Raw genomic sequence first — 25,102 nt, 5'->3', positions numbered from 1 at the left:
GCTTTATACAATAATGCATATCTAAACTGCTCCTACGTCGTTACGCTTATCACTGAAGGCCCGCCCTCTTTTTCATTTAGCCAAAATGATTACGATACGTTTGATAGGTGATCCCCACCTTAAAAAGCTCGGCATCGGATGTAATGCAAAGCTTTTCCATCAGGCGTCTCTTATAGGTACTGATTGTTTTAATCGATAAACCATAATATCTGGACATACTATGAGGCGTTAACCCGAGCATAAACCATGACAGTACTCTTAATTCCTGTTTTGAAAGCCTCATGGTTTTTCTTGCCCGAACAAGATTCGTATTTCTCTCATGATGAGGGCTTATCCCGTGCACCAAAAAATCCTGGATTTCACTGGCATTGAATCTGGTCGTCAAATAATCCAACTGTTTATCAAGGCAAAAAGCTCTGACCAGAGGCTCCATATCCGGCCCGGCCATAATCATATTCCGATCATCTGCCGTACGCATCCACGCTACAATTTCATCTGAACGGATTTTGCGTAGTCCATATTTTTCCGCTAAAAGCGGATGGGAGGAGAGCAATTCCACCATTGCTGAAAATAAAAACTCATTATCAGTAAATACACAGACTAAAACTTTCATTAGCTTCCTGACGTTTTTACGTCGTATTAATTACAAATTGAATCGAAGATGAGCAATTTTTTTCCCGCTGTGGACGGAAGTGAATACTTCATTTTGCAGCGTGACCCTTCGCCTTCAGCCCAGCGTAGTTCCAGTATCCCACTTTGCTGCGCCAGACGGGCATACAGGCGGCCCCCCTGCCCCACATACCCCACGATATTATTGCTGGCATCTGTCGCACGAGCAGAAAATGGCACACCCTCACCGTTACTCCTGCGTACTTTTATCAGTACCGGTACACCCTCAGTGGCGCGATATTTCACTTTCACTACGGCGCCAGCGTATGGGATCACTTGCTTGCTGGTGCTGTCGAGATCGAGATCATCCTCTACCGAGGTGGTATCTATCGATACGGCATTTTTCTGATAGGGCATCAGGTTTGGTACCAACGCATAGCCCGATCCATCCACGCGCGTTCCGGCATAGCCGGGAATTTCAGCACCTTCCGCACCCTTCGCCTCAACCAGCGCAAAGGTGTTGCCTGTCCAGGGTGAGAAAGTGACCCCGCCGGAATGCGCGACGGCCGTGCCGCTCACTCCCACTGAGCCACTCTTCCATGCTTTCCCCTGAGCATAGTTTGCTGTAAGGGTAGAAACTGCTCCGGTCCAGCTCCCGCCTATTTGCCCGGAATCCCCCGACTGATACTGATGTGACGCCCCGGCATTCCAGCTGAACTGCTGTCGCTCGCCGGCGCTGCCGGAAAGCGCAACCTGCTCGCTGAAATGTCTTTGCCCGTCTCGCGACACCTGCCCGGTAAGCAGCGGTGTGCTGGCGCTACCCAAAGGCATGTTAAAACTCAACGTCCAGATATTCTGAAATTCTCCCCCCGCCGAGCGGCTTCGGTTGACACCCAGGCTCCAGTTCACCCTGCCCGTTGTCAGGGTATAGCCCGCCTGATACTGCTGGTCATAGCCTTTCCGCCCCCAGTAGTCCTGAAGAATGCCCGTCACATAAAGCTGTCCCCACTTGTCAGGCAGCCCCTGGTTGAGGGTCAGCGTCACCCGGTTACGGGTTCTACCGGTTTGACCGTCTGTTATCTCATCAGGCCGCTGCTGATGTAGTAGGGTGGCATCCATCAGAGAAAGATAATTCCCCGTTGAGTATCGCCAGGTGGCCAGTGAAAACTGCGTCCGGCTTGCGGGAATATATTTGCTGTAGCTCAGCCTGATGCTTTCTCCCCGGAGTGTTTTTTCTCTTAGCCGGGTTTGCGACCATGTGGTATCGAGAGACACTGCTCCGACAGGTGTTCCCACAGCAAGGCCTGCCTGCATAGCCTGATAAAATGACGTGGCTTGAATGCCCCCAGAACCGGTGACGCTATTTGTCAGCCCCCGCTGATACGTCACTTCACTAAATGCCGGGCGCTCGCTGAGATAGTCTCCCCTCAGCCTGCCCGCCGTCGCGCTGTAACGGCTTGTTCCCGGGCGGAGCAGCTGTGCAACCGATGCATAGGGGACGTCAAAAAAATGCTGCGAGCCGTCAGCCTCCAGCACCGTAACGTTCAGATCGCCGCCATACCCGCTCGGATAGAGATCGTTGATAACAAATGCCCCGGGCGATACTGTTGTTTCATAAATGACTTTTCCGTTCTGACGGATCGTCACTTTCGCGTTGGTTTGCGCGACCCCGCGGATCTCCGGCGCATAGCCCCGACGCGAAGCGGGCAACATCCGGTCATCACTGGCTACCGATGCGCCGGTAAATGACACGGAGTCAAATAACTGTCCGGAGGTGTTTGACTCCCCCAGAATCAGGTTCCCTTCAATACCCGCCAGCGGATGCTGAACGTAGCTGTTAAGCACCGTATATTTTTTCTGCTGCGTACCATTCTGCTGCTGCCAGCTTAACGTCCCGTTATGTCGAAAATACCAAGCTCCGATATTCAGCCCGCCGTTCAGCGCCGCGTAGAGGTTGTTATATTCCCCACTGCTATTTTCGCTGCGATAGCCATTCACGTTATACCCCAGCAGCAGCGCGGGGATCCCAGCATCCCAGAGCACCGGGCTCACGCTGCCGCGTGCGACATGCTGCAACATGGCCTGGGGGATACTGACGTCAAGGCGCTGTCTGCCTCCGTTAAATTTCAGCTGGCTTTCTGGCAGGACGGCCTGGAGATCGCACCACTGCCCGGCATTACTGGCGCACAGCCTGCTTTTTTTTAACTGCAATCCTGTGACGGTCGCCTGCGATAGCAAAATGCGCTGAGAGCGGGCATCTTTTCCGCTGATGCGAATATCATCGATCATGACAAGCTTATCGTTCAGATAGATATCGGCCCGGTATCTGCCGGCAGGCATCGCATTATTCATATAAGCCGAGAGATCAACGTTTTCAGGATGGGAGATGCGCAAAAAATTACTGTCAAACTGTATGTCATCATCAGCATGAACTCCGAAAGCGTAAAACAGTGCAGAGAAAACCCCATAAGCCACGGTTGAAAGCGCAGGCCATACCGATAATCCCTTTTTCATAGCATTCCAGTCCTGTGAATTAATTATTCAAGCGACCTCTTGCGGAACGTTCAGCTCCATAATCGTTGATGTACGTCCAGGTTATGTCGCCATTAGATGACAGAGAAGATCCGCGTTTAACCGTGAAATTTTTTTTACCGTAAGCGGGCACTAAATCCCCCATAGCCTTCCAGCGGCCGGAAACTACCCCGGCAAGGGATACGTTCCATGGGGTATTATTTACCGCTTCAAGCTGTGTGGAGGATATTCGTCTCCAGGTGAGTTGCTGCGCTGCTGACTCCGGTTGCCCTGCGAGTCCTTCCGGCCGATAAAGTAATTTAATGCGCGTACGGAAAGCCATCTGAAGTTTATTTTCCGCCGTTTTATTGACGGCAGGAATTTCCAGCACGTTTACCCAAAAAACAGATTCCTTATCCCGCGGCAGCATGTTCTCCAGAATAGAAATGCGCAACGTTTGCCCCTGTTCAGGATTAATTCTGGCAATGGGTGGCGTAATGACAAAAGGTATATTCAGTATATCGGGTGACGCATGAATATTTCCGTCATCAATCCAGTTTTGAGTCAATACCGGTTGGGGACCGTGATTTTTAATCTCCAGCGAAATCTCTTTTTTACCCTGCGGATAAATTACTCGCGTTCCGGAAAGCGAGACAGCGGCCACAGTGAGATGGCTAAAAAAACAGAGTGATATAAACGTACAGAAAATTTTAAATTTCATACTGCTCCATTTTGGAAAAAAACGGCCTGATTCCTCAGGCCGACGACAGACCTCAAGAAGAACACTCTCCCTGTTTAATTATTGTTATATCCGTATCGAGCAAAAAGATTAGAGATAAATAATACTGTACGTCACTGAGCTGGCTACTGCACCGGATGTCGCCGCACCGGTAGCATAATAACGGACTGCATAATTCAGCGTACCAGTACCGGACGAGGCATCGACTTTGGTTCCGGAGGTAGACTGTGAAGCATAGTCACCGGCAATAATAACGGAGCTGTTGTCATCCACATCAAGGAGCTCCAGTTCAACATTTGTCGCCCCGGCAGTATTCGAGTTATTTAAACGTCCGGTGCTGTTAACCTGTCCCCCTGCTTCAAAGTATGCGCGGGTTTTGGTATTTGCTGCATCACAGCCCGTTAAATTAATCGTAAATGTGGTTGCCCCCGCTGTCGCTCCTGCCGCACTTAATGCTGATGTCGGTACGGCGGGTAATGTTACTGTCGCATCGGCATTACCATTATTTACCACCGCCGCACAGGTTTCACTGTTCACCGAACCGGTAAAGGTGATCGTACCTGAACTGGCCGCATGGGCGAGCGTACCAGTGAAAACAAAAGAGCATAACGCCAGAAATACCTTAATATATTCAGACATATGTATATATCTCATCTAAAAAATTTTAACAACTTAAAAATATTTAATATGCATTATCATTAATATCGGATTGCGTAATAAAGAAAACCTTTACTTTTTCCAGAGAATAGGTCTTACCTTTATTCGACTGAATAAATTCGTAAGGAATACCCAGCGTAAACAGACTCAGTTTAAGCTGGCCAATTGCATGCCAAAGTTGTCTGCTGGATGACTTAAGGCCATATTTTTCCCATACCTGATGTAATAATTCATCACGGCTGACCTCTTTTCGAACAGCATGTTCAAGAAGATAAGCAAAGAGATTCATCTTTGTCTTCTGAAAGCGCATCCTTCCCTTTTGAGGCACCTGCGGATTGTCGAACCATCCGACCAGCAATGTTTCCCGATTTATCCAGAGACGGGATCCATTATTAAATTCCACAATATACCCGCTATACGCAGCCTGACAGGCGACAAGTTCCTTATTCTTTTCTATACCTACACCTCCCTGATAATGACTTTAGGACTAATACCATTGGCAATGTGAGGTTATATTGTGTTTAGTAACGATAAATGTGTCAATCAGTGAAAAAGCCAACCTCTTTAACCACACAAAATGCAAAAAAGTAGTTAAAAAGACTATTTACGACCACCAATGCAAATTAAAAAACCACTCCCATCTATAATTCCACAGTTTATAAATGATAATGTTGAATTGTAATAACCATTCAGTTTGTGAGTTTTTTTTGTCTAAAAATTTATTCTTTTTAGAGTTTTATGCCAGAAACGCAAATGAGCCTCAGCACTCAGGATCTTTAATATATTTTTGTCTGGGTAAGGGCTTTGTATTTTTCGTAGCTTTCACAACGAAAACAGACGGCTTCAAGCAGAAAATATGCGGTAGAGTTGATAAGCATAGTTAATGATGCAAAACATAATGACGGTGAAGACCAGGCCTCGCTCCGTCCACTTGCCCCATTCAGTGTTTTTTTTACGATCAACGTTCATATAACCCCCTTGACGACAGCCAGTAGGACTACACTATCAACACAAAGCTAGATAATCAACTTTTTGTTGAAATTAGGGGGGTATGATTGCAAGCAGGATCAAGGCGCCCCTGTCCTGCGCCTCGCATGTTTTTCGTTCTGGTTGATCATCTGCTGACACAATGGGCTATGACACGGGCAAGATCTTCATTGGTCTGTTTCGAACCGGAGATAAGCGTAATATCCAGAAAGTTTGCCCCGGTGGTATGATACATATCGACCTGGGCAATCAGCCTGTGCTCTCTGGAGATATCAAAAAAGTTAGGCGTATCGCGTTCCGGGAAGATGTATTCCACTTCGTAGCCTTCAGCGTCAAGCGTGCTTCGCATACAGTGATACCGTCCCTCCAGTCCGGGATGCGCTGAAACGGTAAATGGTTTATAGGTGGTAGCATCGCCAAAAGGGCGTACCAGCTGGCATGCCGTCAGGAGTGTTATAGCCACAATCACAGTCAAAAATTTCATTTTATTCCTTAAATATTATACTGTTACGTTATTTTTAATCACATTGCATGACATAAAATCTACGCGCCCCCGCCCCTTTTATCAACTTTTTGTTGATAATTAAACATTATCAATATACTTTAACGCTACCAGGACTCTCGCCAGGGCAGAAAAGGCCAGCTAAAGAATGTAAGCGAGGTTTTATACAGGACCTTTGACCATGCCGAACATAAAGGAAAAACGATGAAATCAGATTACGCCAAACAGATTGAACTGATTTCCGGGCCGCTGGAAGCGGCAATGGAAGCACTCGCAGGTACGTTGTCAGCGAACCAGGAGATAGTCCTGCATAACCTCACCACGCCAGAGCAGTCCGTGGTAAAAATCATTAATGGGCACGTCAGCGGCAGAAAAGCGGGCGACAATCTTTTATCTGGTCCTGAAAAAGACAAAGGATTCGCTCTGCTGCTTAAAAACAATAAGGACAGCACCCCGGTTACGGTTAAAAATTATAAAACCACTACGGCGTCCGGACGGATCCTGAACAGCGCCTCGACAATTTACTACAGCGAGGAAGGGGTACCGTTGATGGCTTTTTGCATCAATATCGATACCTCTCCTTATGAGCAAATGCGCAAGTGCCTCGACGCAATAACAGGCAACCCGCTTGCCGATTCAGACCCGCAGGATATGAACCTGGGTGGCATCATTGAGCAGTCAATCCAGGAAATCATCGATAAACATTCGGTTCCGGGCAAAAAGGTACAGAAAGCGCAGCGGCTTAAAATAGTCGCTGAAATGCACGCTAAAGGCATTTTCAAAATGCGGGGCGGCGTGCAGCACGCGGCGCAGGCCCTGGGCGTAACCCGCTATACGGTATATAACGATCTTGAGGTGATGGGTGAAAAATAACAGTCCCCGGCGCATTCCGTTTTACCAGGTTGACGCCTTTTCTGACGGCCCCTTTACGGGTAATCCCGCCGCCGTCTGCCTGCTGGACGCCTGGCCGGAACAAAAAGTGCTCCAGCATATCGCGACGGAAAACAACCTTTCCGAGACCGCATTTGTGGTTCAACAGGATGGCGGCTTCGCGCTTCGCTGGTTCACCCCTGCAGTGGAAGTGGATCTCTGCGGCCATGCGACGCTTGCTGCCGCGAGCGTTCTCTTAAGCCGTGACGACGCCTGCGAAAGCGTGCATTTTTTCACCCGCAGCGGCGAACTGACCGTGACCTCGCATGGTGAGCAATATACGCTCGATTTCCCCCAGGTGCTCCCATCCCGAATTGCCGCGCCGGAAGGATTGCTTAAGGCCCTGGGTCTGGAGGAAAACGACGTAGAAGTCTGGCAGGCATCCGACCTTATTGTCGTCATCGACGATGAAGACAAGCTGGATGCCCTGAAGCCTGATTTCAACGCGCTGGCAAGGTTTAACACACGCGGCGTGGTGGTGACTGCGTCCTCAAGCACTTTTGATTTTCGCTCCCGCTGGTTCGGCCCGCAGGTGGGGGTAAATGAAGATCCGGTGACAGGTTCGGCTCATACCTTTCTGGCACCGCTTTGGAGTGAAAAACTGTCGAAAAAGAGATTACACGCGCAACAGGGCGGGAGCCGTAAAGGCGAACTGATTTGCTTTGTTAAAGATAACGGACGTATCGAACTTTCGGGCAAAGCGTGCCTGATGATTGAAGGCGTCTTTATTCTGTAAGCACAAGGATGTGTTGCGTAAACGTGAGCGGAATTGTTCAGTCGGGTTACGACTCTGCATTATTATACTAATAAACACGCTTTATATTTTATTAAATAGTGTGAGATTTATTAATGACGTTAACGAAAAGCTTTGCTGCACTCATGGTTGCAGTATCCATTGAAGTTATCGCCACAACCTTGTTATCGCTATCAAACAGTTTTCAGCGCCCCGTTGTGGGACTGTCAGCGATAATAAGCTATGGCATAAGTTATTATTTTTTATCGATTGCATTACGCCGAATTCATCTCGGCGTGGCCTACGCTATCTGGTCAGCGGTCGGCTTATTCAGCATTACCGTTATACAATCCCGCTTTTTTGACTATATTGTATCGCAGAGGGCATGGCTGGGTTTGGGGATTGTTATCGCTGGAACAATCACACTCAACCTGGCGATCAAGCAAAACAAATAACACCGTAATAAAACATGTATATCATACTGAACTGCCTTTGTTGGCTGATTATTTCTGTCACCATGGAAGTCACTGGCACGCTATTACTCCCTGAGACCAGACATTTTAAAAATATTCCATTAACAATTCATTGCCTGATTTGCTACGTTATTTCTTTTTATTCTTTATCAATGCTTATGGGGTATATTTTGCCAGTCATTGCTTACTCCATCTGGGCGGGGCTGGGGATTGTACTGATTACCGTGATGAGCAGCTTATTTTATCGATTAAAAAGCAGCATTCTGGAAAAGATCGGGATTGGCTGCATCGTGACCGGGCTGGCGATCATCGCCTTTTAACAGGAGAAACGGCATGACAACAGAGATACTTTCCTTGCGCGTGGTGCAGCTTCGTGAATCCTATCTTCAGGCAAAACCTTTCGTCTCGGCGCATCGGGCCGTGAGCGTAACCCAGGTCTATAAAGACAATCCGGGAATGAACAACAGTCTGCTCAGGGCCCTGGCCTTTCGGCGTGCCTGTGAGACTGCGCCTCTGCATGTGGCGCAAAATGAACTGATCGTCAGCCATCCGGCTGGCGGCGCACGCGGGGGAGAAGTTTCGCCTGAAATCAGTTGGCGCTGGCTGGCCGAAGAGCTGGAAACCCTTCCCACGCGAGCGCAGGATCCTTATCAGATTGATGAGAAAACAAAGCGTCTGCTTCGCGAAGAAGTATTCCCATACTGGCAGGGCCGTTCCCTCGATGAAATGGCGCAAACGCAGTTAAAGACTCACGGCCTATGGCAGTGGTGTCATGATGATGGCATCTGCGATGTCACGATCAAAACGCAAAACGGTGGCGGCGATTCCTGTCCGGGTTATGACAATATTTTACTAATCAAAGGAATAAAGGGGATCCGTGAAGAAGCGGCAGCACTGCTGCTCGCGCTTGATCCTGCTACCCCCGAGGGCTGTGATGCCTTCAATTTTTATACCGCCATGCTGCATACCTGTGACGGGGTGGTGACTTATGCCCGACGTTATGCTCACTATCTGAATGCGCTTGCGGAAAAAGAAGGCGATCCGCTGCGTCGCGATGAGCTGCTGCAACTGTCCGGGATATGCAGCCGTGTGCCTGAACAGCCACCACAGCATTTCCATGATGCGTTGCAGGCGATATGGTTCGTGCATTCTCTCTTTATGCTGGAAGAAAATCAGACCGGCATATCACTCGGCCGCGTCGACCAATATCTTTGGCCACTGCTGGAACGCGATCTGAACGACGGCACGCTCGATCTTCAACAGGCTGAGGAACTCCTCTGCTGCTGGCTCATAAAAATGGCCGAAACCCTGTGGATTTGTAGCGAATCTACAGCCATGTATTTTGCTGGCTACCAGCCGTTTATCAACCTCGTGGTTGGCGGCCAGAAACGTGAAGGTGGCGATGCGACCAACCCGCTGACGCTGATGATAATGGATTGTTCAGCCCGTTTAAAAATTTACCAGCCGGGTTTAGCAGTACGTATACATAATCAGTCCCCTCAGCCGTTTATGCGCAAAGTGGTCGAAGTGGTACGCAGTGGCATGGGTTTTCCAGCCTGTCATTTCGACGATGCGCATATCCGGATGATGCTTCATAAAGGGTTTAGCTATGAAGATGCCCGGGACTACTGTCTGATGGGCTGCGTCGAGCCCCAAAAATCAGGGAAAATGTACCAGTGGACGTCGGTAGGCTATACCACCTGTACTGCGGCTATCGAGCTGGCTTTGCATAATGGTCGAACCCAAAATGGGAAACAGTGCGGCCCCGCCACTGGTGATGTATCTCAGTTCAGTCGTTATGAAGACGTTGAATCCGCGGTTCGGACTCAGCTCTCTGCTATCGTCAGAAAAGCCGCAGAAGCGACGCTTATCGTACAAAAGCTACATGCAGAACATGCCCGAAAACCCCTGATGTCATGCCTGATTGAGGGATGTATTGCCACAGCAAAAGATGTCACGCAGGGAGGCGCGCGCCTCAACGCGGGGCCAGGTCTCATCTGGACCGGGCTTGCTGATTGTGTAAATTCGCTGATGGCCATCAGGACGCTGGTTTTCGACACCGCGCGCTTCACGCTGCGGCAGCTCGTGGAGGCACTCGAACATAATTTTGTCGGTTATCAGGAAATACTTACTGCCTGTCAGCGAGCACCGAAATATGGCAATGATATTCGTGAGGTGGATGATATCGCCCGCGAGCTGGTGCGTTTTCTTGAGCAGGAGCACCGCCAGTACCGGATGCTGTATGCGCCGTTTGCGTTCGGCACACTCTCTATTTCAAACAACACCCCGTTTGGGCTTATCACTGGTGCGCTGCCTTCTGGCCGACTGGCGGGTAAGCCGCTGGCTGATGGCATCAGCCCGGCTCAGCAAACGGATTACCTCGGACCTACTGCAATAATCAACTCCGTTAGTCGGATCAACGTCGAAGAGATGGATATTGGCATGGTGCATAACATCAAGCTCATGTTCGGCATGCTTGAAACACCTGAAGGTCAGAACAGCCTGATCCACCTGCTGCGTACAGCGAGCATTCTGGGTAATGCTCAACTCCAGTTCAGCTACGTGGACGATGAGACGCTGAGAAAAGCACAAAAACACCCCGCTGAATATCGCAACCTGATGATCCGGGTGGCGGGCTACAGTGCTTTCTTCGTTGAATTAAGCAAAGAGGTGCAGGATGAGATTATCAGCAGAACGACGCAGCGGCATTTCTGAACAGGCGTATGGCTGGATCTCAAACATTCAGCGGTTTTCGTTACATGACGGGCCGGGTATCCGCAGCATCATCTTTTTTAAAGGCTGCCAGATGCGTTGTGCCTGGTGCGCAAATCCGGAAGGACAAACTGCCGAACAGGATGTTTTTTTCCATGCCGACCGCTGTCTGCATTGTGGCAACTGCGCCGACCTGTGCCCGACGGGGCTCCACAGCATGAATCAAAATGTGCATGTTCTTGAACGTGACCGCAGATGCGTTGGCTGTCAATTATGTGAAGAGCGTTGTCCTGCCGCCGCGCTCAATATTGTCGGAGAACATGTTAGCGCACAAAACGCATTTGAAAGGGTCATGGCTGATGAAATCTGGTTTCGCCAGTCCGGAGGCGGTGTGACGCTCAGTGGCGGCGAGGTGGCAATGCAGCCTGAATTTGCTCGCGTTTTAATTGAACAGCTCAAAGCGGAGGATATTCACACCGCCATTGAAACCGCTGGCTACGCTTCCTGGCACGCTATTCATCAGGCAACGGCGGGCTGCGATCTGATTCTGTACGATTTAAAGAGCGCGGAAGATGCGCTGCATACCCGTTTTACTGGTGTCAGTAATAAAACGATTCTGCGGAATCTTGCACGGCTATTACAGGGAGGGCAACAGATTATTATCCGTATCCCCGTGATCCCGCATTTTAACGATGCACCGGATCAGGCTGATAAATTACTGGCGCTCATTTCTGCACTCACACAAGGAAAAAAGAATTTTCAGGGTGTGGAATTACTCCCCTATCACCTTTTTGGTACAGGAAAATACAAATTACTCAACATGGAGTACGACTGGAACAGAGGTTCAGCAAATGTCGATAACTTCTTATGTATGGCACATCACTATCGTCTGCCATTAAAAGTGTCGGGTACGCTCGCAGGTTAATTGAGAGATAATTATGTCAACAAAACCAGATGAAGAATCTAATTCAATCGTTACGCCACTCGAACGTCGCGTTGTGATTATGACGCTATTGTTCATGTTTTTAATATATGCAGTGTTATTGATATCTCCCTTTCAATGAAGGACTTTTCAGTAACGTCATTTGGCCCAAAGTGGTCTTTTAAGGTATAGGCATTAAGATGAAAAAATTGGTTGCAATAATGAGTCTGGCACTGATGACCCTCACGGTTGCAGGGTGCTCCAGCGACTATGTATTACAAAAGAAAAATGGGGAAATGATTATTACCCACGGAAAGCCGGAAGTCGATGATGACAACGGTTTAATTACCTATGAGGACGTTGCGGGCAATGAACATGCTATCAACCGCGACCAAATTATCCAGATGATCGAGAAATAACGTTCGTGGGCAGAGTTGCTATAATGCACTCTGCCCGCAACGCCTATCTAGCGAAATTCCTCTAACCGCTTAATCTGCCGCCCTTCCGCGTCAAAATTCTCCGCCGCCAGCCAGGCGCGCAGCTCCGCGTCCCTTTCCGGCCACTCGCCGTCAATAATAGAGAGCATATCGCTGTCGCGGTTGCGTCCTTTGCGCACCAGCTTCTGGCGCAGGCGCCCTTCCCAGACAAACCCCAGCCGCTCCGCCGCGTTGCGTGAGGCGGTGTTCATCGAATCGCATTTCCACTCCAGCCGACGATATTTATGCTCAAAGGCATTTTTCAGCAGTAGCCACACCGCTTCGGTGCCAATGCGGGTGCCTTTCATCTTGCGCGACCAGGTGACGTGGCCAATTTCCACCGATCCCAGAAAGCGTTCAATCGCCATATAGCTCACCAGCCCTACCGCCTTTTCGGTGCGCAGATCGATAACGGCAAAGGGCACCAGGTCGTCATCCAGCACCTTTCCGAGCACCCAGTGCGCAGTAGCCTCAACGCTCACAGGCTGGGTGCTGGCAAGCCACGTCCAGTCGCTGTCATCGCCCAGTGCGTAAGCTTCAAACAGATCCGCCGCGTGGCGTTCTGCGTCCAACGGTTCCAGACGACAATACTGGCCGGTTAGCGGCGTGCGAGTTAGCGCTCGGGCACATTTCCAGTCGGGGACGATATCGTTAACGGTTTGACCATGTTGATTGATTTCGGGCACGGCGGTGACTCCCTGCAAGGTAAGGAGTTTGTTATAGCAGGTTAAAAAGCGGTCGAAAAGGAAGAACGTGCAGGCCGGGTAACGCGTAGCCGCCACCCGGCATAAAATTACTTCAGCAGCTTAACCGTCGCGTCGATGTCGATTTCATCTTCGGTGAAGATCATCGTCGTGTTCTGGAAGGTGGTGATCGCCAGCTTCTTCACCGTGCGCATCTCGCCCGGCTTTTTCTCACTTTTCGGCTTGATGCTGTTCATCAGTAGCCCCACCGACAGCACCGCGTTCTCTTTGTCGATTTTGGTCTCAACGGGCTCTTCTTCGCTGAACACCACGAAGGATTTGATCGAGGTGAGCTTCACGCGCTCGCCCGCGATATAAAGATGCTTGCTCTCCGGGATCACCTTCACCGCATACGCGGAAAGGCCTTTGGTGTTTGTGGTGGGTTCGAAGCTCACCGCCGCATCTTTCTTAATCAGATCAGGGTTGGCGACCTTAATCACGTGAAAATAGCGGTTGTCGCCGTTTTCATCTTTGATAAATCCGAAGCCTTTATCTTTAAACCACGTTGTGATTGTACCGTTCATCGCTGTTACCGCCTGTCAGATCTTAAGACTAAAGTTTTGCAGCGCGCAGTGTAATGCACAATGGCTGAGGAGACAAAAAAAAGCCCCTGCACGGGAGCAGGGGAAAGTTCATGTCAGAGCTTATTAGAATTTAGTTGAACACCATCCCACCATCAATCAGCAGCGACTGACCGGTCATGTAGTCGGAGTCTGGTCCGGCGAGGTAAGAGACGCAGGCGGCCACATCTTCCGGTTCGGACAAACGGCCAAGCGTGATGCGTTTGGCAAAGGTTTCCGTTCCGTAGCCGAGCGGTTTACCCGCCGCCTCGGAGACCTGACGGTCGATTTCCGCCCACATCGGCGTTTTGACGATGCCCGGGCAATAGGCGTTAACGGTGATCCCCAGCGGCGCGAGATCCCGCGCGGCGGTCTGGGTTAAACCGCGCACCGCGAACTTGCTGGAGCTGTACACCGCCAGTTCCGGGTTGCCGGTATGGCCCGCCTGGGAGCAGGCGTTGATGATTTTACCGCCGTGCCCCTCTTTGCGGAACGCGTCAATCGCGGCCTGAATGCCCCAGATCACCCCTTTCACGTTGATGCTGTAAACCTTGTCGACAATTTCCGGCGTGATGGATTCGATAGGGGTAGACGGCGCCACCCCGGCGTTATTGACGATGACGTTGAAGCCGCCCAGCGCAGTGCGGGCTTTTTCCACCGCCGCAAACACCTGGTCGCGGTCAGAGACGTCCACCTTCACGGCGACGGCTTTCCCGCCGTTGCGGGTGATCTCATCCGCGACCGCTTTCGCCGTCTCTTCGTTGTAATCCGCGATAGCGACGGCAAAGCCGTCCTTCACCAGGCGAAGCGCGATCGCTTTGCCAATCCCCTGGCCGGAGCCGGTTACGAGAGCCACTTTTTGCATTTCTCTGTCCTTATATTGATTCACAAAATCTGGCTGAGATGGAGCTGGCCCATCAGCAGCGGGTTATCGCTGTAGTCGACGGGAATGGCCACCACGGCCGGGCCATCGACATCCATTGCGGCACGCAGCGTCGGTTCGAGCGCGTCGGCGCTCTCGACGGCAAAGCCTTTCGCACCGAAGGCGTCGGCATAGGCTTTGAAATCGACCGGGCCAAACTCCACGCCGGAGAGACGCTGGTATTTTTTCTCTTCCTGGATCGCCACCATGTTGTAGGCGTTATCCACCCAGATGATGTGCAGCACGTTGGCATTGAGGCGCACGGCGGTTTCCAGCTCCATGCTCGACTGCAAAAATCCGCCGTCCCCGGAGACCGACACCACCTTGCGCCCCGGGTTGACCAGCCACGCGCCAATCGCCCACGGCAGCGCCACGCCCATGGTCTGCTGTCCGTTGGAGATCATCACCTGACGCGCGCGGAAGCTGTAGAGGTAGCGGGCGATCCAGATGTGGAAGCTGCCCATATCGACGGTGAGCGTTACGTCGTTATTCACGATGTCCTGCATGGCGCGCACGATGCGCAGCGGATGCAGGGCAAACTGGTTTAGCGATGCGCCGCGACGGTCGAGGAGGTCACGCTGATGCTGGCGATCGACAAGAATTTCCGAGGCGCGCTGGCTGAGTTCAAGTTTGTGCTCGATTCGGCTGGCAAGCAGATTCAGCGTGGCGGCAATATCCCCGACCAGTTCCAGATCGGGAACATACTTGCGCTCCTCATAGGCGGGCAGCACGTCAATGTGCACCAGCGTCGCGTCGCCGCTGTTCCACATGGACGGCTCGTATTCCACCGGGCTGTAGCCGATGCAGATAATCAGATCCGCCAGATGCAGCAACCGATCTCCGGCCTGGTTGTTGAACAGGCCGACGCGCCCGGCGAAGCGGGTGAAGTGTTCCTGATTCACCGCCCCGGCGGCCTGATAAGTGCTGGTGACCGGAATGCGGCTTTTCTCAAGCAGCGTGCGCAGCGCGGCGCTGTTGGCCGGCTGGCTGGCCATCAGGCCGAGTAAGATGACCGGGTTTTTGGCCTTTTCAATAAGCTTCGCCACGTCGTTAATGGCGGACTCCGGTGCCGGGCCCATCAGCGCCGGGCCGCTGGCGGGTAAAATCGCTCCCGTGGTGGGCTGGTCGACAATATCCTGCGGCAGGCTGACAAACGCCCCGCCCGGCCTGCCCTGCTCGGCAGCGCGAAACGCGTTGGACACCACCTCGGCAATCGCGTCAGGCGAATTGACTTCGACGGCGTATTTGGTCACCGGGCTGAACATGGCGACAGTGTCCATGCTCTGGTGCACCAGCTTGGCTTTATCCGCCCGCTTCACCGCCCCGCCCAGCGCGACGACCGGGTCGCCTTCGCTGTTGGCGGTGGCGATGCCGGTGATCAGATTGGAGCAGCCCGGCCCGGAGGTGACCAGCGCGACTCCGGCCTTGCCGGTTAACCGCCCTACCGCTGCCGCCATAAACGCCGCGTTGGCCTCGTGACGCACCGGGATAATCTCGATGGAGGAGTCCAGCAGGGAGTCAAAGACCTTGTCGATTTTTGCGCCCGGGATCCCGAACACCTGCTTCACACCCTGCGCTTCCAGCTGGCCGACAACCATATCGGCGCCGTGCGCCCACTGACGTGACTGTTTCTCACTGTTCACGGTAGTTCTCCTGTTAGTTTTCGACGGCGCGGATAGCCGCATCAAGGTTGCTGGGGTGCAGGTTGGCCTGTAAAAACGCGCTGTCGGCGGGCAGGTCAATCATCAGCTTGTGGATTTCGCCGAAGGTGAGCACGCCGCTCTCCAGCTGATAGTCGAGCAGATGTCCCCCGCCCTGACGGTCGTCGGTGATAAAGTGCTCGTGATAGCCCGCCACGTTGATGCCCTGCATATGCTGCGGGGTGCGGAACCCGACCAGAACGCCCTCGCGCTGGTTAAAGCGGAACACCGGCTGGTCGTCCAGCACGTCGGTCATTGCCCGGTACGGCGGCGTCTGGCGCGGAACGGTGCGGGTATGCGCATGGCGGAAGTTGCCATCGATGCGCAGCGCGCAGAACAGGTTATCGGAGGGGATCTGCTGGTCGATCACGTCGTGGATCTGCTGACGGCTGACCGGACCGTTAAAGGTTTTGCGGTACTGCGGCTGGAACCAGGTCATCACCGCGAACGGCGTTTTTTGCTCCGGCTTAGCGGCGCGGGCGCTGCCGTCGGCGCGCAGCTGGTACACCTGGCTGCTGAAGGCAATCATTTCACCGTCCAGCTCGTTAAAGGTGCCGAGACCAAAATCACCGTGTGCCAGCAGGTCGGCGATCGTCGTCTCCCCTTCGTAGACGCCGCTTAGCAGGGCGCTCATTAGCGATGTCTGATAGATCACGCTGTCAGGATGCTGAGCCGAGAACCCACGCAGGGTCTCGCATAAACTCGCCTCACAGTCGCATGCAGATGAATGCATCATCATGCCCGTCCTCTTCAACTTTATTTATAAAGGTTAAATAAATGTTGACCCGATTCAGCAGAGAGTTCCAATATAGAATCCATGCTGGTTTGAGACGTTTTTGATATGGAACTTCGTTATCTGCGCTATTTTGTCGCGGTTGCACGCGAGCGACACTTCACCAGGGCGGCCAAAGCGCTGGGTATTTCACAGCCTCCACTGAGCCAGCAGATTAAACGGCTTGAGGAGGAAGTGGGCACACCGCTGTTCAGGCGCCTGACGCGGGGCGTGGAGCTGACCGAGGCGGGAGAAGCCTTCTATGAGGACGCCTGTAAGATCCTGGCGCTGAGCGACGCTGCGCTGGAGAAAGCCCGGGGCATCGCGCGCGGCCTGAACGGCAGCCTGTCGATTGGCATCACCAGCTCCGACGCCTTTCATCCCAAAATTTTCGCGCTGATTCGTCAGTTTCAGGTGCAGAACATTGCGGTGCAGGTTCACCAGGTGGAAGCCAATATGTCTTCGCTGACGACAATGCTGGCGGAGGGTGAACTGGATATCGCCTTTGTGCGCCTGCCGTGCGAAAGCAGCAAGGTGTTCGAGCTAAAAATCCTCGACCGGGAGCCGATGGTGGTGGCGCTGCATCGCGATCATCCTCTGGCTGCGTGCGATTCGCTGGCGTTAGAGCAGCTTCGGGATACACCGGTGGTGCTGTTCCCCCAGGAGGTCGCGCCGGGGCTGTATGACCGCGTTTACGGCAGCTGCGAGCGGGCCGGAGTCGATATGCAACACACGCTGCAATCTTCACAACTTTCCTCTTCTCTGAGCATGGTCTCCGCTGGCGGCGGGTTCGCGCTGGTGCCGAAATCGATGGCCGCTATTTCTCCGCCGAATGTCACCTACCACGCGCTGAGCTCACCGGAGCTTTATACCGATATCGCGCTCTGCTGGCGGCGCTTTGAACGCTCACGGACGGTGAAACGGTTTCTGGCGATGATGAGCGAGGGGGAACGGGAGCAGGGATGAACCTTTTCAGAAACTGCGGACTGTATTGATGCTCAATTTATTGCGAAGCAGTTTTTGAGGCTGAATTTGAAGGGAGTATGGGCAGGCTGCCATATAAAACTCAGTACCATTACCCTTTAAAAATAAAAAACCCGCACAGGTGCGGGTTAATTTTTATCAGTACAGCTTAACTGCTCGGACTATTGTCTTCATCGCTATCGTACGCCGCACTGATATTTAGCGCGGGTTACAGTGGAGAAACGTTTCCAGCTGCTGGACCTTTTGCGCCATTCTCAATGGTAAAGGAAACTTTCTGACCTTCATCAAGCGTTTTGAAGTTGTCGCTCTGAATTGCAGAGAAATGTACGAATACATCTTTGCTGCCGTCGTCAGGGGTGATAAAGCCAAAACCTTTATCTGCGTTGAACCATTTTACTAAACCAGTCATTTTATTAGACATAGATAAATCCTTAATTTATGAGCCACTTAAGCGCGGCGATGATGGCCTGTATTTCGAGAGTTACTTATTTGGCACTTAGGAGGAGGCTCACGAAGAAGGAGTATCTACTGATAACACCTGAACTGAGGACTGCTTTACTAAAACTGCTTTCATAAGGTCTGTATTCCAAACCGATGACGCTATTAAGACACAGCGAAATTTATTGCGCAATGATTATTATTATTTATTTTAACCATTTAAACGCCCGGATGGCTGGTCGCGGTGCCAGACATCGTTCTGGCTTGAGGTCTACCATGTACTACAAAATGTCTACGCTTTCACTGTGCCGGGAGTTTGGGGTGTTTTGTTCACAGGCGGGAAAATCCTCCCGCGCCACGCAGACGTTATTAGAAGGGATGCTCAAAATGAAAAGGTCTGCGTAAGACGTAATCGCAGTGCAAACTGTGCCCGGCGGCGCTGCGCTTGCGCGGGCCTACGGGTCGTATCGCGGTGGTTTTGGAGGCCGGGTCGGGCGTAGCCGCCACGCGGCAATCCCCTTCTGGAAGCCGCCTCGCAAACCTGCAAGCAACCTTATGTAATTCAGGGTTATCCCTTTTCATCCCTTCTTCACGGTCGTAAAGTGCCTGCGTTGCGGCACATCCGTAACCGGGCGTAGGAACCCGTTAGCATAACATGACACTTTTCTGCACGACGAGGATGCTAAATGGCTACTACACCTAACTTTTCTTATGCGCTCTCTGAAGAAAGCGCTGTTCATCAGCTCATCAACGCTTCAATTTCCGATTTTGCGAATCTTTTCGAGCTGGCTGATACCTGCGCCGCGTATGTCAGCGTGCTGGTGGAAACTGACGACACAGTGACGTTTACCACGCTCTGCAAGCGATTGCTGGCCGCGCTGAAGCGGCTGCGTGAGTGCTGTGACTCAGAGCTTCCGTCGTATCTGGTTGAGCAATTGATTGCAGGTGAAAAGATTACTTCCTGCGTGCCGGACTGCTGGCAGGAAACGGTGTTGCAGGTGGATTATGCCGTGGCATTAACGCTGGCGGTGATGGGCGGGACACTGCCTGCGAGCGTGGCGAAAGAACTCACCGGGCTACTGCATGATATGGTCTGGTTGCTGGCAGAGTTTGTGAAGGAGCCGTATATAACGACGCACTGAGGCGGGTGATGGGAGGCCGGAGTTCTGCTGGGTAAGAAGCGGATCCCCGGCCATACGCAAAATTTAATGTTGTTTTTGAATGTCTGGTAAGAGCGAAGAGCGGACAAAGTAGCAGAGGGAAAGCATCAATGTTAATGTCCGGAAAGTTCATGTTAAAACTCTGTATGACATTTTTCATCGACGATTAAAAAGGGCTCTTAATGGCTACTGTTGAGGTATTAAAAGTAAAGTATCCAGGCGCAGATGCCTGGCAAATGGGAGACAGCCCGGAACTGGCCAGCGAGCTTGCGGACCTGATTAAAAAAGGGATTAAAACGGCCTCCTGCGGATCCTTTGCCTCTTACCAGCAAGAAAAGTCTGCCCCGAGGATTGGAAGCTATAACATTATCCTTGATGGCCTGAATGCCCCGGTCTGCGTGACCCGGCTGGTTTCAATGCGACTGGTGCGTTTTTGTGATGTGACTGAGGAGTTTGCCCGCAAAGAAGGTGAAGGCGATTTAAGCCTTCAATACTGGCGAAATGAGCATCAGCGATTTTTTACCCGCGAAGGTCATTTTTCTAAAGATATGGAGTTGATCGCAGAAGAATTTGAAGTGGTTGAAGTGCTGTAAGACGAGAGAGTCCGGCTGGCGTCTGCTGCTATTAATAACAATGTCCGCTCCTGGCACAAAGTGGACATTTCTTTCACAGTCACCTCTTACAGTGTTCGCACTCATTAAATGATCGCCTTTATCACGAGCAAATGAAAACTGCAATCCATGACAGTTCCCACATTCTCAACCCGCCGACCACTACCTTAAATGTTTCCAGTCTGGAAACAAGGGGGCAAAAATGCCCGCAGTCTCAAGAGCGCCTTTCGACGCGGCCACCAGACATTTTCCTATTCAAGAACTCGCTCTGGAAGATCTTTACTGGGTACTAAAAGGAGAGCACTACCCATCACCAGACGACATGCGAAAGCGCTTCCCCAGCCGGGAGAGGATGAAATACCGGGAAAAATGGTGGGTCATTGACGTAGGTGGCGGGTATTTAAGAGTAATGTTATTTACTGATTTTGAGCGCGGAAAGCTCTTCATCAAACACACCAGCACTCACGCAGATTATGACAAGCTCACGGACCTCTACCGGAGAAAGAAAGAATGAACTTTTCAGCAGCCATCAAAGCGGCAAACGATCTAACAAGGGAGCTCCCTTTCCTGGGCTCAAGCCCGTCGCGACAAGATTATGAGGATGCTATGGGGTTGGTGGAGTATCTAATTGAGCATGACCCCGATAGTCCGCTGGTAGAGATGCTCACCGCTAAAATCGATAAATACGAAAACGAGTCTCCGGAGTTTGCAGAATTTAACGCGCGTGTTGCCAGCATTCCGTCAGGCGTTGCGTTATTGCGAACGCTGATGGATCAGTACCATCTCACTCAGAGCGATTTCGAAAACGAAATAGGTAAGAAGTCTCTGGTGAGTCGGATCCTCAACGGACAGCGCACGTTAACGCTGGATCATATGCGCGCGCTGGCGAAGCGTTTTGGCGTGCAGGTAAGTGCATTTGTGGGGAATTGATGAGGATAGAATTCTATTAGGTATTAAGTAAAAAGCGACACAGCTATTCTGTTCGCCGTTGAACGTTGGCACAACAATTGTGCCATCTGCTCGAAATGGATCAGCATCACCATACAGTACGGCAAACAGGCTAGCCATGTCGCGTCTAAAACCTTACGGTAATTGTAGAGGCACATCATCATCGCAAGACTCTCGCCCCCTAGGTTTCTTTGTATCAAAACAAAAGCATTACCTAAACGTCCTGGGAGGATGAACCTCCCATTTCAATCATTTTTTATCTAAACATGAGAAACCGAAGTCAATATATCCCTCTGCACTGATCACTAGACACCATTTATTTTCCCTATCAAAAAAATAATGATGCTGAGGAATATTTTCTATAGCCACATCAAAAAATAAAAAGAACTGCGCGGGATTCAATCTGACAGAAAAATCAAGAGACGAATCATTTATATAGTAAATCTCATCACTATTTGAAATCACGTCATGAACATCAGTTTCATGAATGAATTTCTTTATATCTACCAACCAATCCTTATAGTCTCCATGTAGTTCTAAAGACCTATGAGCACTGGTCTTTGACCAGTCAATTTTTGAACCAGCCCAACTATAACTATCGGATAACTCATCCGCAATGTGTTCCCAGTCATCCACAATTTCTGGTTGTTCAGGAAGCAAAGATATTTCCTTCCTGATTTCATCATCGAGCGTCATTAAGAGCCTCTCCATGGTTTTGATGGCATCATTGAAAATCATATTAATTCTAACAATATTAACAAAATCATTATCAATTATTTTTTCCTTTACATCATTTAACATAAATGACCTATTAAAATATTAAGGTTTCGTGAAATGCCTCACCAAAATTAGAACTTTCTGATGCGCCGCATCAGCATTTCGAGTAAACGGTGTTTGTAAATTCTCTGCTGATGCCTGGCTTCTGGTGGAGGAAATCCAAGAGTCACGCGAATGCAGAGCACCTGCAATATGTTAGGCCGGTGTTATTTTATGCTAAGCTGTAGTACTTATTTTTTTATCCGCTCACATACTCTCGCGTTTCCAGGCGTCACCGCTCTTATGACGGTATTACCATTACATAACCCCACAGAGCAAACCACCCCAGCGGATACAGTGCATACTGAAAAAGATTCCACCCTGCATTCAACCCAAGCGGATCCTGCACAATTAACTGCCCAACCTGTAGGTCTTAGTAGCGGAACAAGTAATTTCTTCTCAGTTTCAGTCTACACTTCAAAAGGATACAATGAGATATTTTTTATGGCTGTTGAAAACGAAACAAATTTACTACCACCTGGGTAGGACTCAACATCTAAAAAAATGATCTGACCACCTAATGAAAACAGTTAAAACCCCGTCACTCTCATAAGAGATGACCTGAGAAACAAATAACATTCCATCACCATCCACCTTGATTTCAGGTGTATCCTGACAAACATCATTAATATTCAAGCCCCATTTAAAAATGTCATCTACATCAAATTCGACATTATAACTACCCCTTACTTCCGGTGGTTCACCACACCATACAGCCACTCCATTGCCTAAAGGTGAGGTGAACTCAACTTTATTCCTATGAAGTTTTGATACTGTTATTTTTGTCATTTTAGTGACTGCATACTCACCACAATATTATTGACGTTCATTACGTTACTTACAGGATCACACATTATGCTTCTTCATGGCAATTATGCATTCAATGCTATTAAAGACCAATATATTTTATATTTCACTCATTCCTCCATTGTTCATTTATTAAACCACCAAGTATTAATTAATCATAAACCAACCGGGAGATTTTACCTCCCGGTTTCAAACCTAAACTTTTCTTAATATATTCTTTATATCAAAATTACTTTTCGGTGAAAGTTTAGGAAGATCATTCCATTCTTTTTCGTCGATTGGAAAAACATTCCCGTAAAAATCTTTCTTTTTGCAAGAGTCACCAATACCGAATGCAAAATAAACATCATCAACATTATCGGGGGAATAATTATCTTGGTGTCCAATTATTCTCCAATCACTTTCTGGTTCAATTTTCTTATCCAGTAGAGAATAGGTATCTATAATCAGTGGCGAAATGATTCTTTTAGCATTCTCAATTTCACCCTCGGTTATTTTAGGTGTATCAGATAAAATATCAAAAATTTCAGCTATATGCCCTACTGACATTAATGACATAATACGGCCAAAACGATACATCCCTCCATCAACCTTGAAACAAAATACATCGCCAGGCTTAACATAGCGAAGCATGGTTCTTGGTTTTTTCTCCCATGCCCAAAATTTAAAATTACTCATCCGCACCTCTTTCCTTTTCTGCCTGAACCATTTTTCTTGATGCTGTATTCTGCTTCAAAAGCCTGTCCTCTTCCGTCTGTACGTCTATGGTCAAATGAATTGTATTTATTCCCGCGATTAGTCGCAGAAATATCTTCACCTATAGTTCCGGTACGAGTTTTATATTCCTCTATATAATATTATTCGTAACCTCTAGCTTGTGCATAGGTCACATTCTCATCTAAAGGAAGCAACTGAGCACCCGGAGTTAATCGCCCAGAATCCCTATGTTCTCCCGCTCTCCTGAGAAGATCATCAGTTATACCAACGTAATAAGGTTTTGATGCTCCCGGATCAAATAATCCATAAACGTTATATCCTGTAGTATCTAAGGCCGTTAATCCAAGGGGATCAATCCACCCCAACGGGTTCGGCGCATACTGATAAAGGTTCCACCCGCCATTCAGCCCAATCGGATCCTGCACAATAAACCGCCCGACCTGCGGGTCGTAGTAGCGGAACAGGTTATAGTGCAGTCCCGTCTCACCGTCAGCGTACTGCCCGGCATAGCGAAGCGGCTGGTGTGCCATCGCTGTGCGATTCACAACCCGTGAGAACCCTTCGCTCTGATGGCGCACTTCGCCAAAGCTGCCGTACTGGCCGCTCCAGCGCACCGCGCCGCGCTCGTCTGTGACCTCCAGCGGCGCGCCGTTCAGATCGGTGTTGAACCAGTAAATCTCACCGTTGCTCTGGTCACGAAGGTGATCCACCCGCGCCAGCGGGCTCCAGGCTTCATTCGGGTCGTATACATAGGTGCTGCGCAGCCCGCTCTCCTGCTGCTCCTGCAACAGGCGGTAGCCCTGCCACAGGAAGCGGGTGTTGGTGGTGCCGTGCGTCGTGGTGACGATTTTGCGCGTACGGCGGCCCAGCGCGTCGTAGTGGTAGCGCGCCTCAAACCGCCCTTCCGGCCCGGTTCCCCGGGCGGATACCAGACGGTTCTCGGCGTCATACGCATAATGCTGTTCATACAGCCCGTTGCGGGGGCTGACCAGGTTGCCCCAGTGGTCGTATTTCATAAACAGCGCCTGCCAGTGCTGCAGGCGGTTATCCGTGACCGGTGCCGCATCGTCACTGGCGGCGAGGTTATCCGCGGCGTCATAGCTGAACTGCGCGCGGCTGTGCCCCTGTCGGGCCTCGTAGTGCTCAGCAGACGCCCGGCGGCGTCATGACGGTAAGCAACCTCATCGCTTTCAATACCCAGGGCAACGCCTTCGGCGGTTGGCGTGCGGCGGATGCGGGTAATCTGGCCGCTCAGATCGCAGACGTAGCGGTTTGCATAAGACAATCATGCTACCGCCACACCCTGATAAATTAAGCTATCTGCACGATACTTATGTTACTTTCTAAAAAGTAGGTTAAATAGAAAAAACTTACTCAAAGTATCCTGCTTTTTAAGGTCGACTTTGTCGGCATTACCTATTCCAACCGTAAACCAAAATCTCTGCCGGACATACACGCAAGCCCAACTTGCCCCCTCATGAGCAACTGACTCGCAGAGAAGGGATTTGAGACCGGGCGCAGCGTCACCATGAATATTTCGAACAGCTATATTTTCTGATAGCGGATAATTATGATATGCAGGAGCTATCCAAGTAACATAATCTGACTAGACATATGGTGTAAAACTTCCCCAAAATTAGAATAATAAAAAAGGACTTGAAAGATAAGAAGAT

General features: G+C 50.4%; 28 protein-coding genes and 1 pseudogene. 13 read left to right on the top strand and 16 right to left on the bottom strand.

Annotated features, from left to right (window positions below; genetic code table 11):
- Positions 1-76: 76 nt before the first annotated feature.
- The 6 genes from C3451_RS07425 to C3451_RS07400 form a co-directional block, all read right to left on the bottom strand.
- Complete coding sequence (locus C3451_RS07425) at positions 77-613, bottom strand: helix-turn-helix transcriptional regulator (protein ID WP_045623314.1); 537 nt, start codon at positions 611-613, stop codon at positions 77-79.
- A 26-nt stretch (positions 614-639) separates the two neighbouring features.
- Positions 640-3,123: a fimbria/pilus outer membrane usher protein gene (locus tag C3451_RS07420; protein WP_124304278.1), complete on the bottom strand. Its 2,484-nt coding sequence runs from the start codon at positions 3,121-3,123 to the stop codon at positions 640-642.
- Positions 3,124-3,142: 19 nt separating this feature from the next.
- Entirely contained in the window at positions 3,143-3,841 is a 699-nt protein-coding gene (locus tag C3451_RS07415) for a fimbria/pilus periplasmic chaperone (protein ID WP_045623312.1), read from the bottom strand.
- Between the two features lie 108 nt (positions 3,842-3,949).
- Positions 3,950-4,498, bottom strand: a complete 549-nt coding sequence (locus tag C3451_RS07410) for a fimbrial protein (RefSeq protein WP_124304277.1) — start codon at positions 4,496-4,498, stop codon at positions 3,950-3,952.
- A gap of 43 nt (positions 4,499-4,541) precedes the next feature.
- On the bottom strand, positions 4,542-4,919 hold the full coding sequence (locus tag C3451_RS07405) for a hypothetical protein (protein WP_124304276.1): 378 nt from the start codon (positions 4,917-4,919) through the stop codon (positions 4,542-4,544).
- Positions 4,920-5,630: 711 nt separating this feature from the next.
- Positions 5,631-5,987 (bottom strand): hypothetical protein, encoded by a 357-nt coding sequence (locus C3451_RS07400; RefSeq protein WP_045623308.1) that lies wholly within the window; start codon positions 5,985-5,987, stop codon positions 5,631-5,633.
- Between the two features lie 222 nt (positions 5,988-6,209).
- On the opposite strand from C3451_RS07400, the gene C3451_RS07395 reads away from it, so the two are divergent.
- From C3451_RS07395 to C3451_RS07365, 7 genes are all read left to right on the top strand, one after another.
- Positions 6,210-6,878, top strand: coding sequence for a helix-turn-helix transcriptional regulator (locus tag C3451_RS07395; RefSeq protein WP_045623307.1), 669 nt, complete (start codon positions 6,210-6,212; stop codon positions 6,876-6,878).
- On the top strand, positions 6,868-7,671 hold the full coding sequence (locus tag C3451_RS07390) for a PhzF family phenazine biosynthesis protein (RefSeq protein WP_045623305.1): 804 nt from the start codon (positions 6,868-6,870) through the stop codon (positions 7,669-7,671). The genes C3451_RS07395 and C3451_RS07390 overlap by 11 nt, the downstream gene beginning before the upstream one ends.
- A 113-nt stretch (positions 7,672-7,784) precedes the next feature.
- Positions 7,785-8,123, top strand: a complete 339-nt coding sequence (locus C3451_RS07385) for an SMR family transporter (RefSeq protein WP_045623303.1) — start codon at positions 7,785-7,787, stop codon at positions 8,121-8,123.
- A 14-nt stretch (positions 8,124-8,137) separates the two neighbouring features.
- Entirely contained in the window at positions 8,138-8,461 is a 324-nt protein-coding gene (locus C3451_RS07380; RefSeq protein WP_045623300.1) for an SMR family transporter, read from the top strand.
- Between the two features lie 13 nt (positions 8,462-8,474).
- Positions 8,475-10,856: a choline trimethylamine-lyase gene (gene cutC, locus C3451_RS07375; RefSeq protein WP_045623298.1), complete on the top strand. Its 2,382-nt coding sequence runs from the start codon at positions 8,475-8,477 to the stop codon at positions 10,854-10,856.
- Positions 10,819-11,778, top strand: coding sequence for a glycyl-radical enzyme activating protein (locus C3451_RS07370; protein ID WP_045623296.1), 960 nt, complete (start codon positions 10,819-10,821; stop codon positions 11,776-11,778). Before cutC ends, C3451_RS07370 begins: the two co-directional genes overlap by 38 nt.
- 197 nt (positions 11,779-11,975) lie before the next feature.
- Complete coding sequence (locus C3451_RS07365) at positions 11,976-12,194, top strand: YgdI/YgdR family lipoprotein (RefSeq protein WP_045623294.1); 219 nt, start codon at positions 11,976-11,978, stop codon at positions 12,192-12,194.
- Positions 12,195-12,241: 47 nt separating this feature from the next.
- On the opposite strand, the gene C3451_RS07360 is transcribed toward C3451_RS07365, so the two are convergent.
- The 5 genes from C3451_RS07360 to budA all read right to left on the bottom strand — a co-directional run bounded on the left by C3451_RS07360 (position 12,242) and on the right by budA (position 16,912).
- Positions 12,242-12,937, bottom strand: coding sequence for a GNAT family protein (locus C3451_RS07360; RefSeq protein ID WP_045623319.1), 696 nt, complete (start codon positions 12,935-12,937; stop codon positions 12,242-12,244).
- A 107-nt stretch (positions 12,938-13,044) separates the two neighbouring features.
- Positions 13,045-13,518 (bottom strand): cold shock domain-containing protein, encoded by a 474-nt coding sequence (locus C3451_RS07355; protein ID WP_045623293.1) that lies wholly within the window; start codon positions 13,516-13,518, stop codon positions 13,045-13,047.
- Between the two features lie 130 nt (positions 13,519-13,648).
- Positions 13,649-14,419, bottom strand: a complete 771-nt coding sequence (locus tag C3451_RS07350; RefSeq protein ID WP_045623291.1) for a (S)-acetoin forming diacetyl reductase — start codon at positions 14,417-14,419, stop codon at positions 13,649-13,651.
- Between the two features lie 20 nt (positions 14,420-14,439).
- Positions 14,440-16,119 carry an acetolactate synthase AlsS gene (alsS, locus tag C3451_RS07345; protein WP_045623289.1) on the bottom strand — a complete coding sequence of 560 codons (1,680 nt, stop codon included), beginning with the start codon at positions 16,117-16,119 and terminating at the stop codon, positions 14,440-14,442.
- Positions 16,120-16,132: 13 nt separating this feature from the next.
- The gene (gene budA, locus C3451_RS07340; protein ID WP_088581799.1) at positions 16,133-16,912 is read right to left on the bottom strand and encodes an acetolactate decarboxylase; all 780 of its coding nucleotides are present in this window, start codon (positions 16,910-16,912) and stop codon (positions 16,133-16,135) included.
- Positions 16,913-17,017: 105 nt separating this feature from the next.
- Here budA and C3451_RS07335 point away from each other — a divergent pair, with 105 nt between their 5' ends.
- Entirely contained in the window at positions 17,018-17,914 is an 897-nt protein-coding gene (locus tag C3451_RS07335) for a LysR family transcriptional regulator (RefSeq protein ID WP_045623287.1), read from the top strand.
- Positions 17,915-18,140: 226 nt separating this feature from the next.
- Here C3451_RS07335 and cspA read toward each other — a convergent pair whose 3' ends face one another.
- Complete coding sequence (gene cspA, locus C3451_RS07330) at positions 18,141-18,353, bottom strand: RNA chaperone/antiterminator CspA (RefSeq protein WP_022647355.1); 213 nt, start codon at positions 18,351-18,353, stop codon at positions 18,141-18,143.
- Positions 18,354-19,056: 703 nt separating this feature from the next.
- Here cspA and C3451_RS07320 point away from each other — a divergent pair.
- The 4 genes from C3451_RS07320 to C3451_RS07305 all read left to right on the top strand — a co-directional run bounded on the left by C3451_RS07320 (position 19,057) and on the right by C3451_RS07305 (position 21,071).
- On the top strand, positions 19,057-19,512 hold the full coding sequence (locus C3451_RS07320; protein WP_023305643.1) for a hypothetical protein: 456 nt from the start codon (positions 19,057-19,059) through the stop codon (positions 19,510-19,512).
- Between the two features lie 200 nt (positions 19,513-19,712).
- Positions 19,713-20,123: an ASCH domain-containing protein gene (locus tag C3451_RS07315; protein ID WP_023299534.1), complete on the top strand. Its 411-nt coding sequence runs from the start codon at positions 19,713-19,715 to the stop codon at positions 20,121-20,123.
- Positions 20,124-20,343: 220 nt separating this feature from the next.
- Positions 20,344-20,655: a type II toxin-antitoxin system HigB family toxin gene (locus C3451_RS07310; RefSeq protein ID WP_045623285.1), complete on the top strand. Its 312-nt coding sequence runs from the start codon at positions 20,344-20,346 to the stop codon at positions 20,653-20,655.
- On the top strand, positions 20,652-21,071 hold the full coding sequence (locus C3451_RS07305; RefSeq protein WP_045623284.1) for a helix-turn-helix domain-containing protein: 420 nt from the start codon (positions 20,652-20,654) through the stop codon (positions 21,069-21,071). Before C3451_RS07310 ends, C3451_RS07305 begins: the two co-directional genes overlap by 4 nt.
- A 267-nt stretch (positions 21,072-21,338) precedes the next feature.
- Here the strand turns inward: C3451_RS07305 and C3451_RS07300 are convergent, their stop codons facing one another.
- On the bottom strand, positions 21,339-21,890 hold the full coding sequence (locus C3451_RS07300) for a type IV secretion protein Rhs (protein ID WP_231620448.1): 552 nt from the start codon (positions 21,888-21,890) through the stop codon (positions 21,339-21,341).
- A 258-nt stretch (positions 21,891-22,148) separates the two neighbouring features.
- On the opposite strand from C3451_RS07300, the gene C3451_RS07295 reads away from it, so the two are divergent.
- Complete coding sequence (locus C3451_RS07295) at positions 22,149-22,391, top strand: hypothetical protein (protein WP_124304275.1); 243 nt, start codon at positions 22,149-22,151, stop codon at positions 22,389-22,391.
- 3 nt (positions 22,392-22,394) lie between these two features.
- Here C3451_RS07295 and C3451_RS07290 read toward each other — a convergent pair whose 3' ends face one another.
- The 3 genes and pseudogenes from C3451_RS07290 to C3451_RS24495 all read right to left on the bottom strand — a co-directional run.
- On the bottom strand, positions 22,395-22,694 hold the full coding sequence (locus tag C3451_RS07290) for a hypothetical protein (protein ID WP_124304274.1): 300 nt from the start codon (positions 22,692-22,694) through the stop codon (positions 22,395-22,397).
- A gap of 213 nt (positions 22,695-22,907) precedes the next feature.
- Positions 22,908-23,390 (bottom strand): immunity 26/phosphotriesterase HocA family protein, encoded by a 483-nt coding sequence (locus C3451_RS07285; protein ID WP_063139119.1) that lies wholly within the window; start codon positions 23,388-23,390, stop codon positions 22,908-22,910.
- A gap of 374 nt (positions 23,391-23,764) precedes the next feature.
- Positions 23,765-24,615, bottom strand: a pseudogene (locus tag C3451_RS24495) (RHS repeat-associated core domain-containing protein); the annotation flags it as partial.
- Positions 24,616-25,102: the final 487 nt, after the last annotated feature.

The organism is Enterobacter sp. 301B (genome assembly GCF_003850715.1).
Lineage (GTDB): Bacteria > Pseudomonadota > Gammaproteobacteria > Enterobacterales > Enterobacteriaceae > Enterobacter > Enterobacter intestinihominis.
Note: the sequence above shows the minus strand (reverse complement) of the source record. Positions and strands in the feature narration are given on the sequence as shown.

Coding starts and splice junctions, on each gene's coding strand:
- C3451_RS07425 (WP_045623314.1), bottom strand. CDS start 613: ATGAAAGTTTTAGTCTGTGTATTTACTGATAATGAGTTTTTATTTTCA.
- C3451_RS07420 (WP_124304278.1), bottom strand. CDS start 3,123: ATGAAAAAGGGATTATCGGTATGGCCTGCGCTTTCAACCGTGGCTTAT.
- C3451_RS07415 (WP_045623312.1), bottom strand. CDS start 3,841: ATGAAATTTAAAATTTTCTGTACGTTTATATCACTCTGTTTTTTTAGC.
- C3451_RS07410 (WP_124304277.1), bottom strand. CDS start 4,498: ATGTCTGAATATATTAAGGTATTTCTGGCGTTATGCTCTTTTGTTTTC.
- C3451_RS07400 (WP_045623308.1), bottom strand. CDS start 5,987: ATGAAATTTTTGACTGTGATTGTGGCTATAACACTCCTGACGGCATGC.
- C3451_RS07395 (WP_045623307.1), top strand. CDS start 6,210: ATGAAATCAGATTACGCCAAACAGATTGAACTGATTTCCGGGCCGCTG.
- C3451_RS07385 (WP_045623303.1), top strand. CDS start 7,785: ATGACGTTAACGAAAAGCTTTGCTGCACTCATGGTTGCAGTATCCATT.
- C3451_RS07380 (WP_045623300.1), top strand. CDS start 8,138: ATGTATATCATACTGAACTGCCTTTGTTGGCTGATTATTTCTGTCACC.
- cutC (WP_045623298.1), top strand. CDS start 8,475: ATGACAACAGAGATACTTTCCTTGCGCGTGGTGCAGCTTCGTGAATCC.
- C3451_RS07370 (WP_045623296.1), top strand. CDS start 10,819: ATGAGATTATCAGCAGAACGACGCAGCGGCATTTCTGAACAGGCGTAT.
- C3451_RS07365 (WP_045623294.1), top strand. CDS start 11,976: ATGAAAAAATTGGTTGCAATAATGAGTCTGGCACTGATGACCCTCACG.
- C3451_RS07355 (WP_045623293.1), bottom strand. CDS start 13,518: ATGAACGGTACAATCACAACGTGGTTTAAAGATAAAGGCTTCGGATTT.
- C3451_RS07350 (WP_045623291.1), bottom strand. CDS start 14,419: ATGCAAAAAGTGGCTCTCGTAACCGGCTCCGGCCAGGGGATTGGCAAA.
- budA (WP_088581799.1), bottom strand. CDS start 16,912: ATGATGCATTCATCTGCATGCGACTGTGAGGCGAGTTTATGCGAGACC.
- C3451_RS07335 (WP_045623287.1), top strand. CDS start 17,018: ATGGAACTTCGTTATCTGCGCTATTTTGTCGCGGTTGCACGCGAGCGA.
- cspA (WP_022647355.1), bottom strand. CDS start 18,353: ATGTCTAATAAAATGACTGGTTTAGTAAAATGGTTCAACGCAGATAAA.
- C3451_RS07320 (WP_023305643.1), top strand. CDS start 19,057: ATGGCTACTACACCTAACTTTTCTTATGCGCTCTCTGAAGAAAGCGCT.
- C3451_RS07315 (WP_023299534.1), top strand. CDS start 19,713: ATGGCTACTGTTGAGGTATTAAAAGTAAAGTATCCAGGCGCAGATGCC.
- C3451_RS07310 (WP_045623285.1), top strand. CDS start 20,344: ATGCCCGCAGTCTCAAGAGCGCCTTTCGACGCGGCCACCAGACATTTT.
- C3451_RS07305 (WP_045623284.1), top strand. CDS start 20,652: ATGAACTTTTCAGCAGCCATCAAAGCGGCAAACGATCTAACAAGGGAG.
- C3451_RS07300 (WP_231620448.1), bottom strand. CDS start 21,890: ATGTTAAATGATGTAAAGGAAAAAATAATTGATAATGATTTTGTTAAT.
- C3451_RS07295 (WP_124304275.1), top strand. CDS start 22,149: ATGACGGTATTACCATTACATAACCCCACAGAGCAAACCACCCCAGCG.
- C3451_RS07290 (WP_124304274.1), bottom strand. CDS start 22,694: ATGACAAAAATAACAGTATCAAAACTTCATAGGAATAAAGTTGAGTTC.
- C3451_RS07285 (WP_063139119.1), bottom strand. CDS start 23,390: ATGAGTAATTTTAAATTTTGGGCATGGGAGAAAAAACCAAGAACCATG.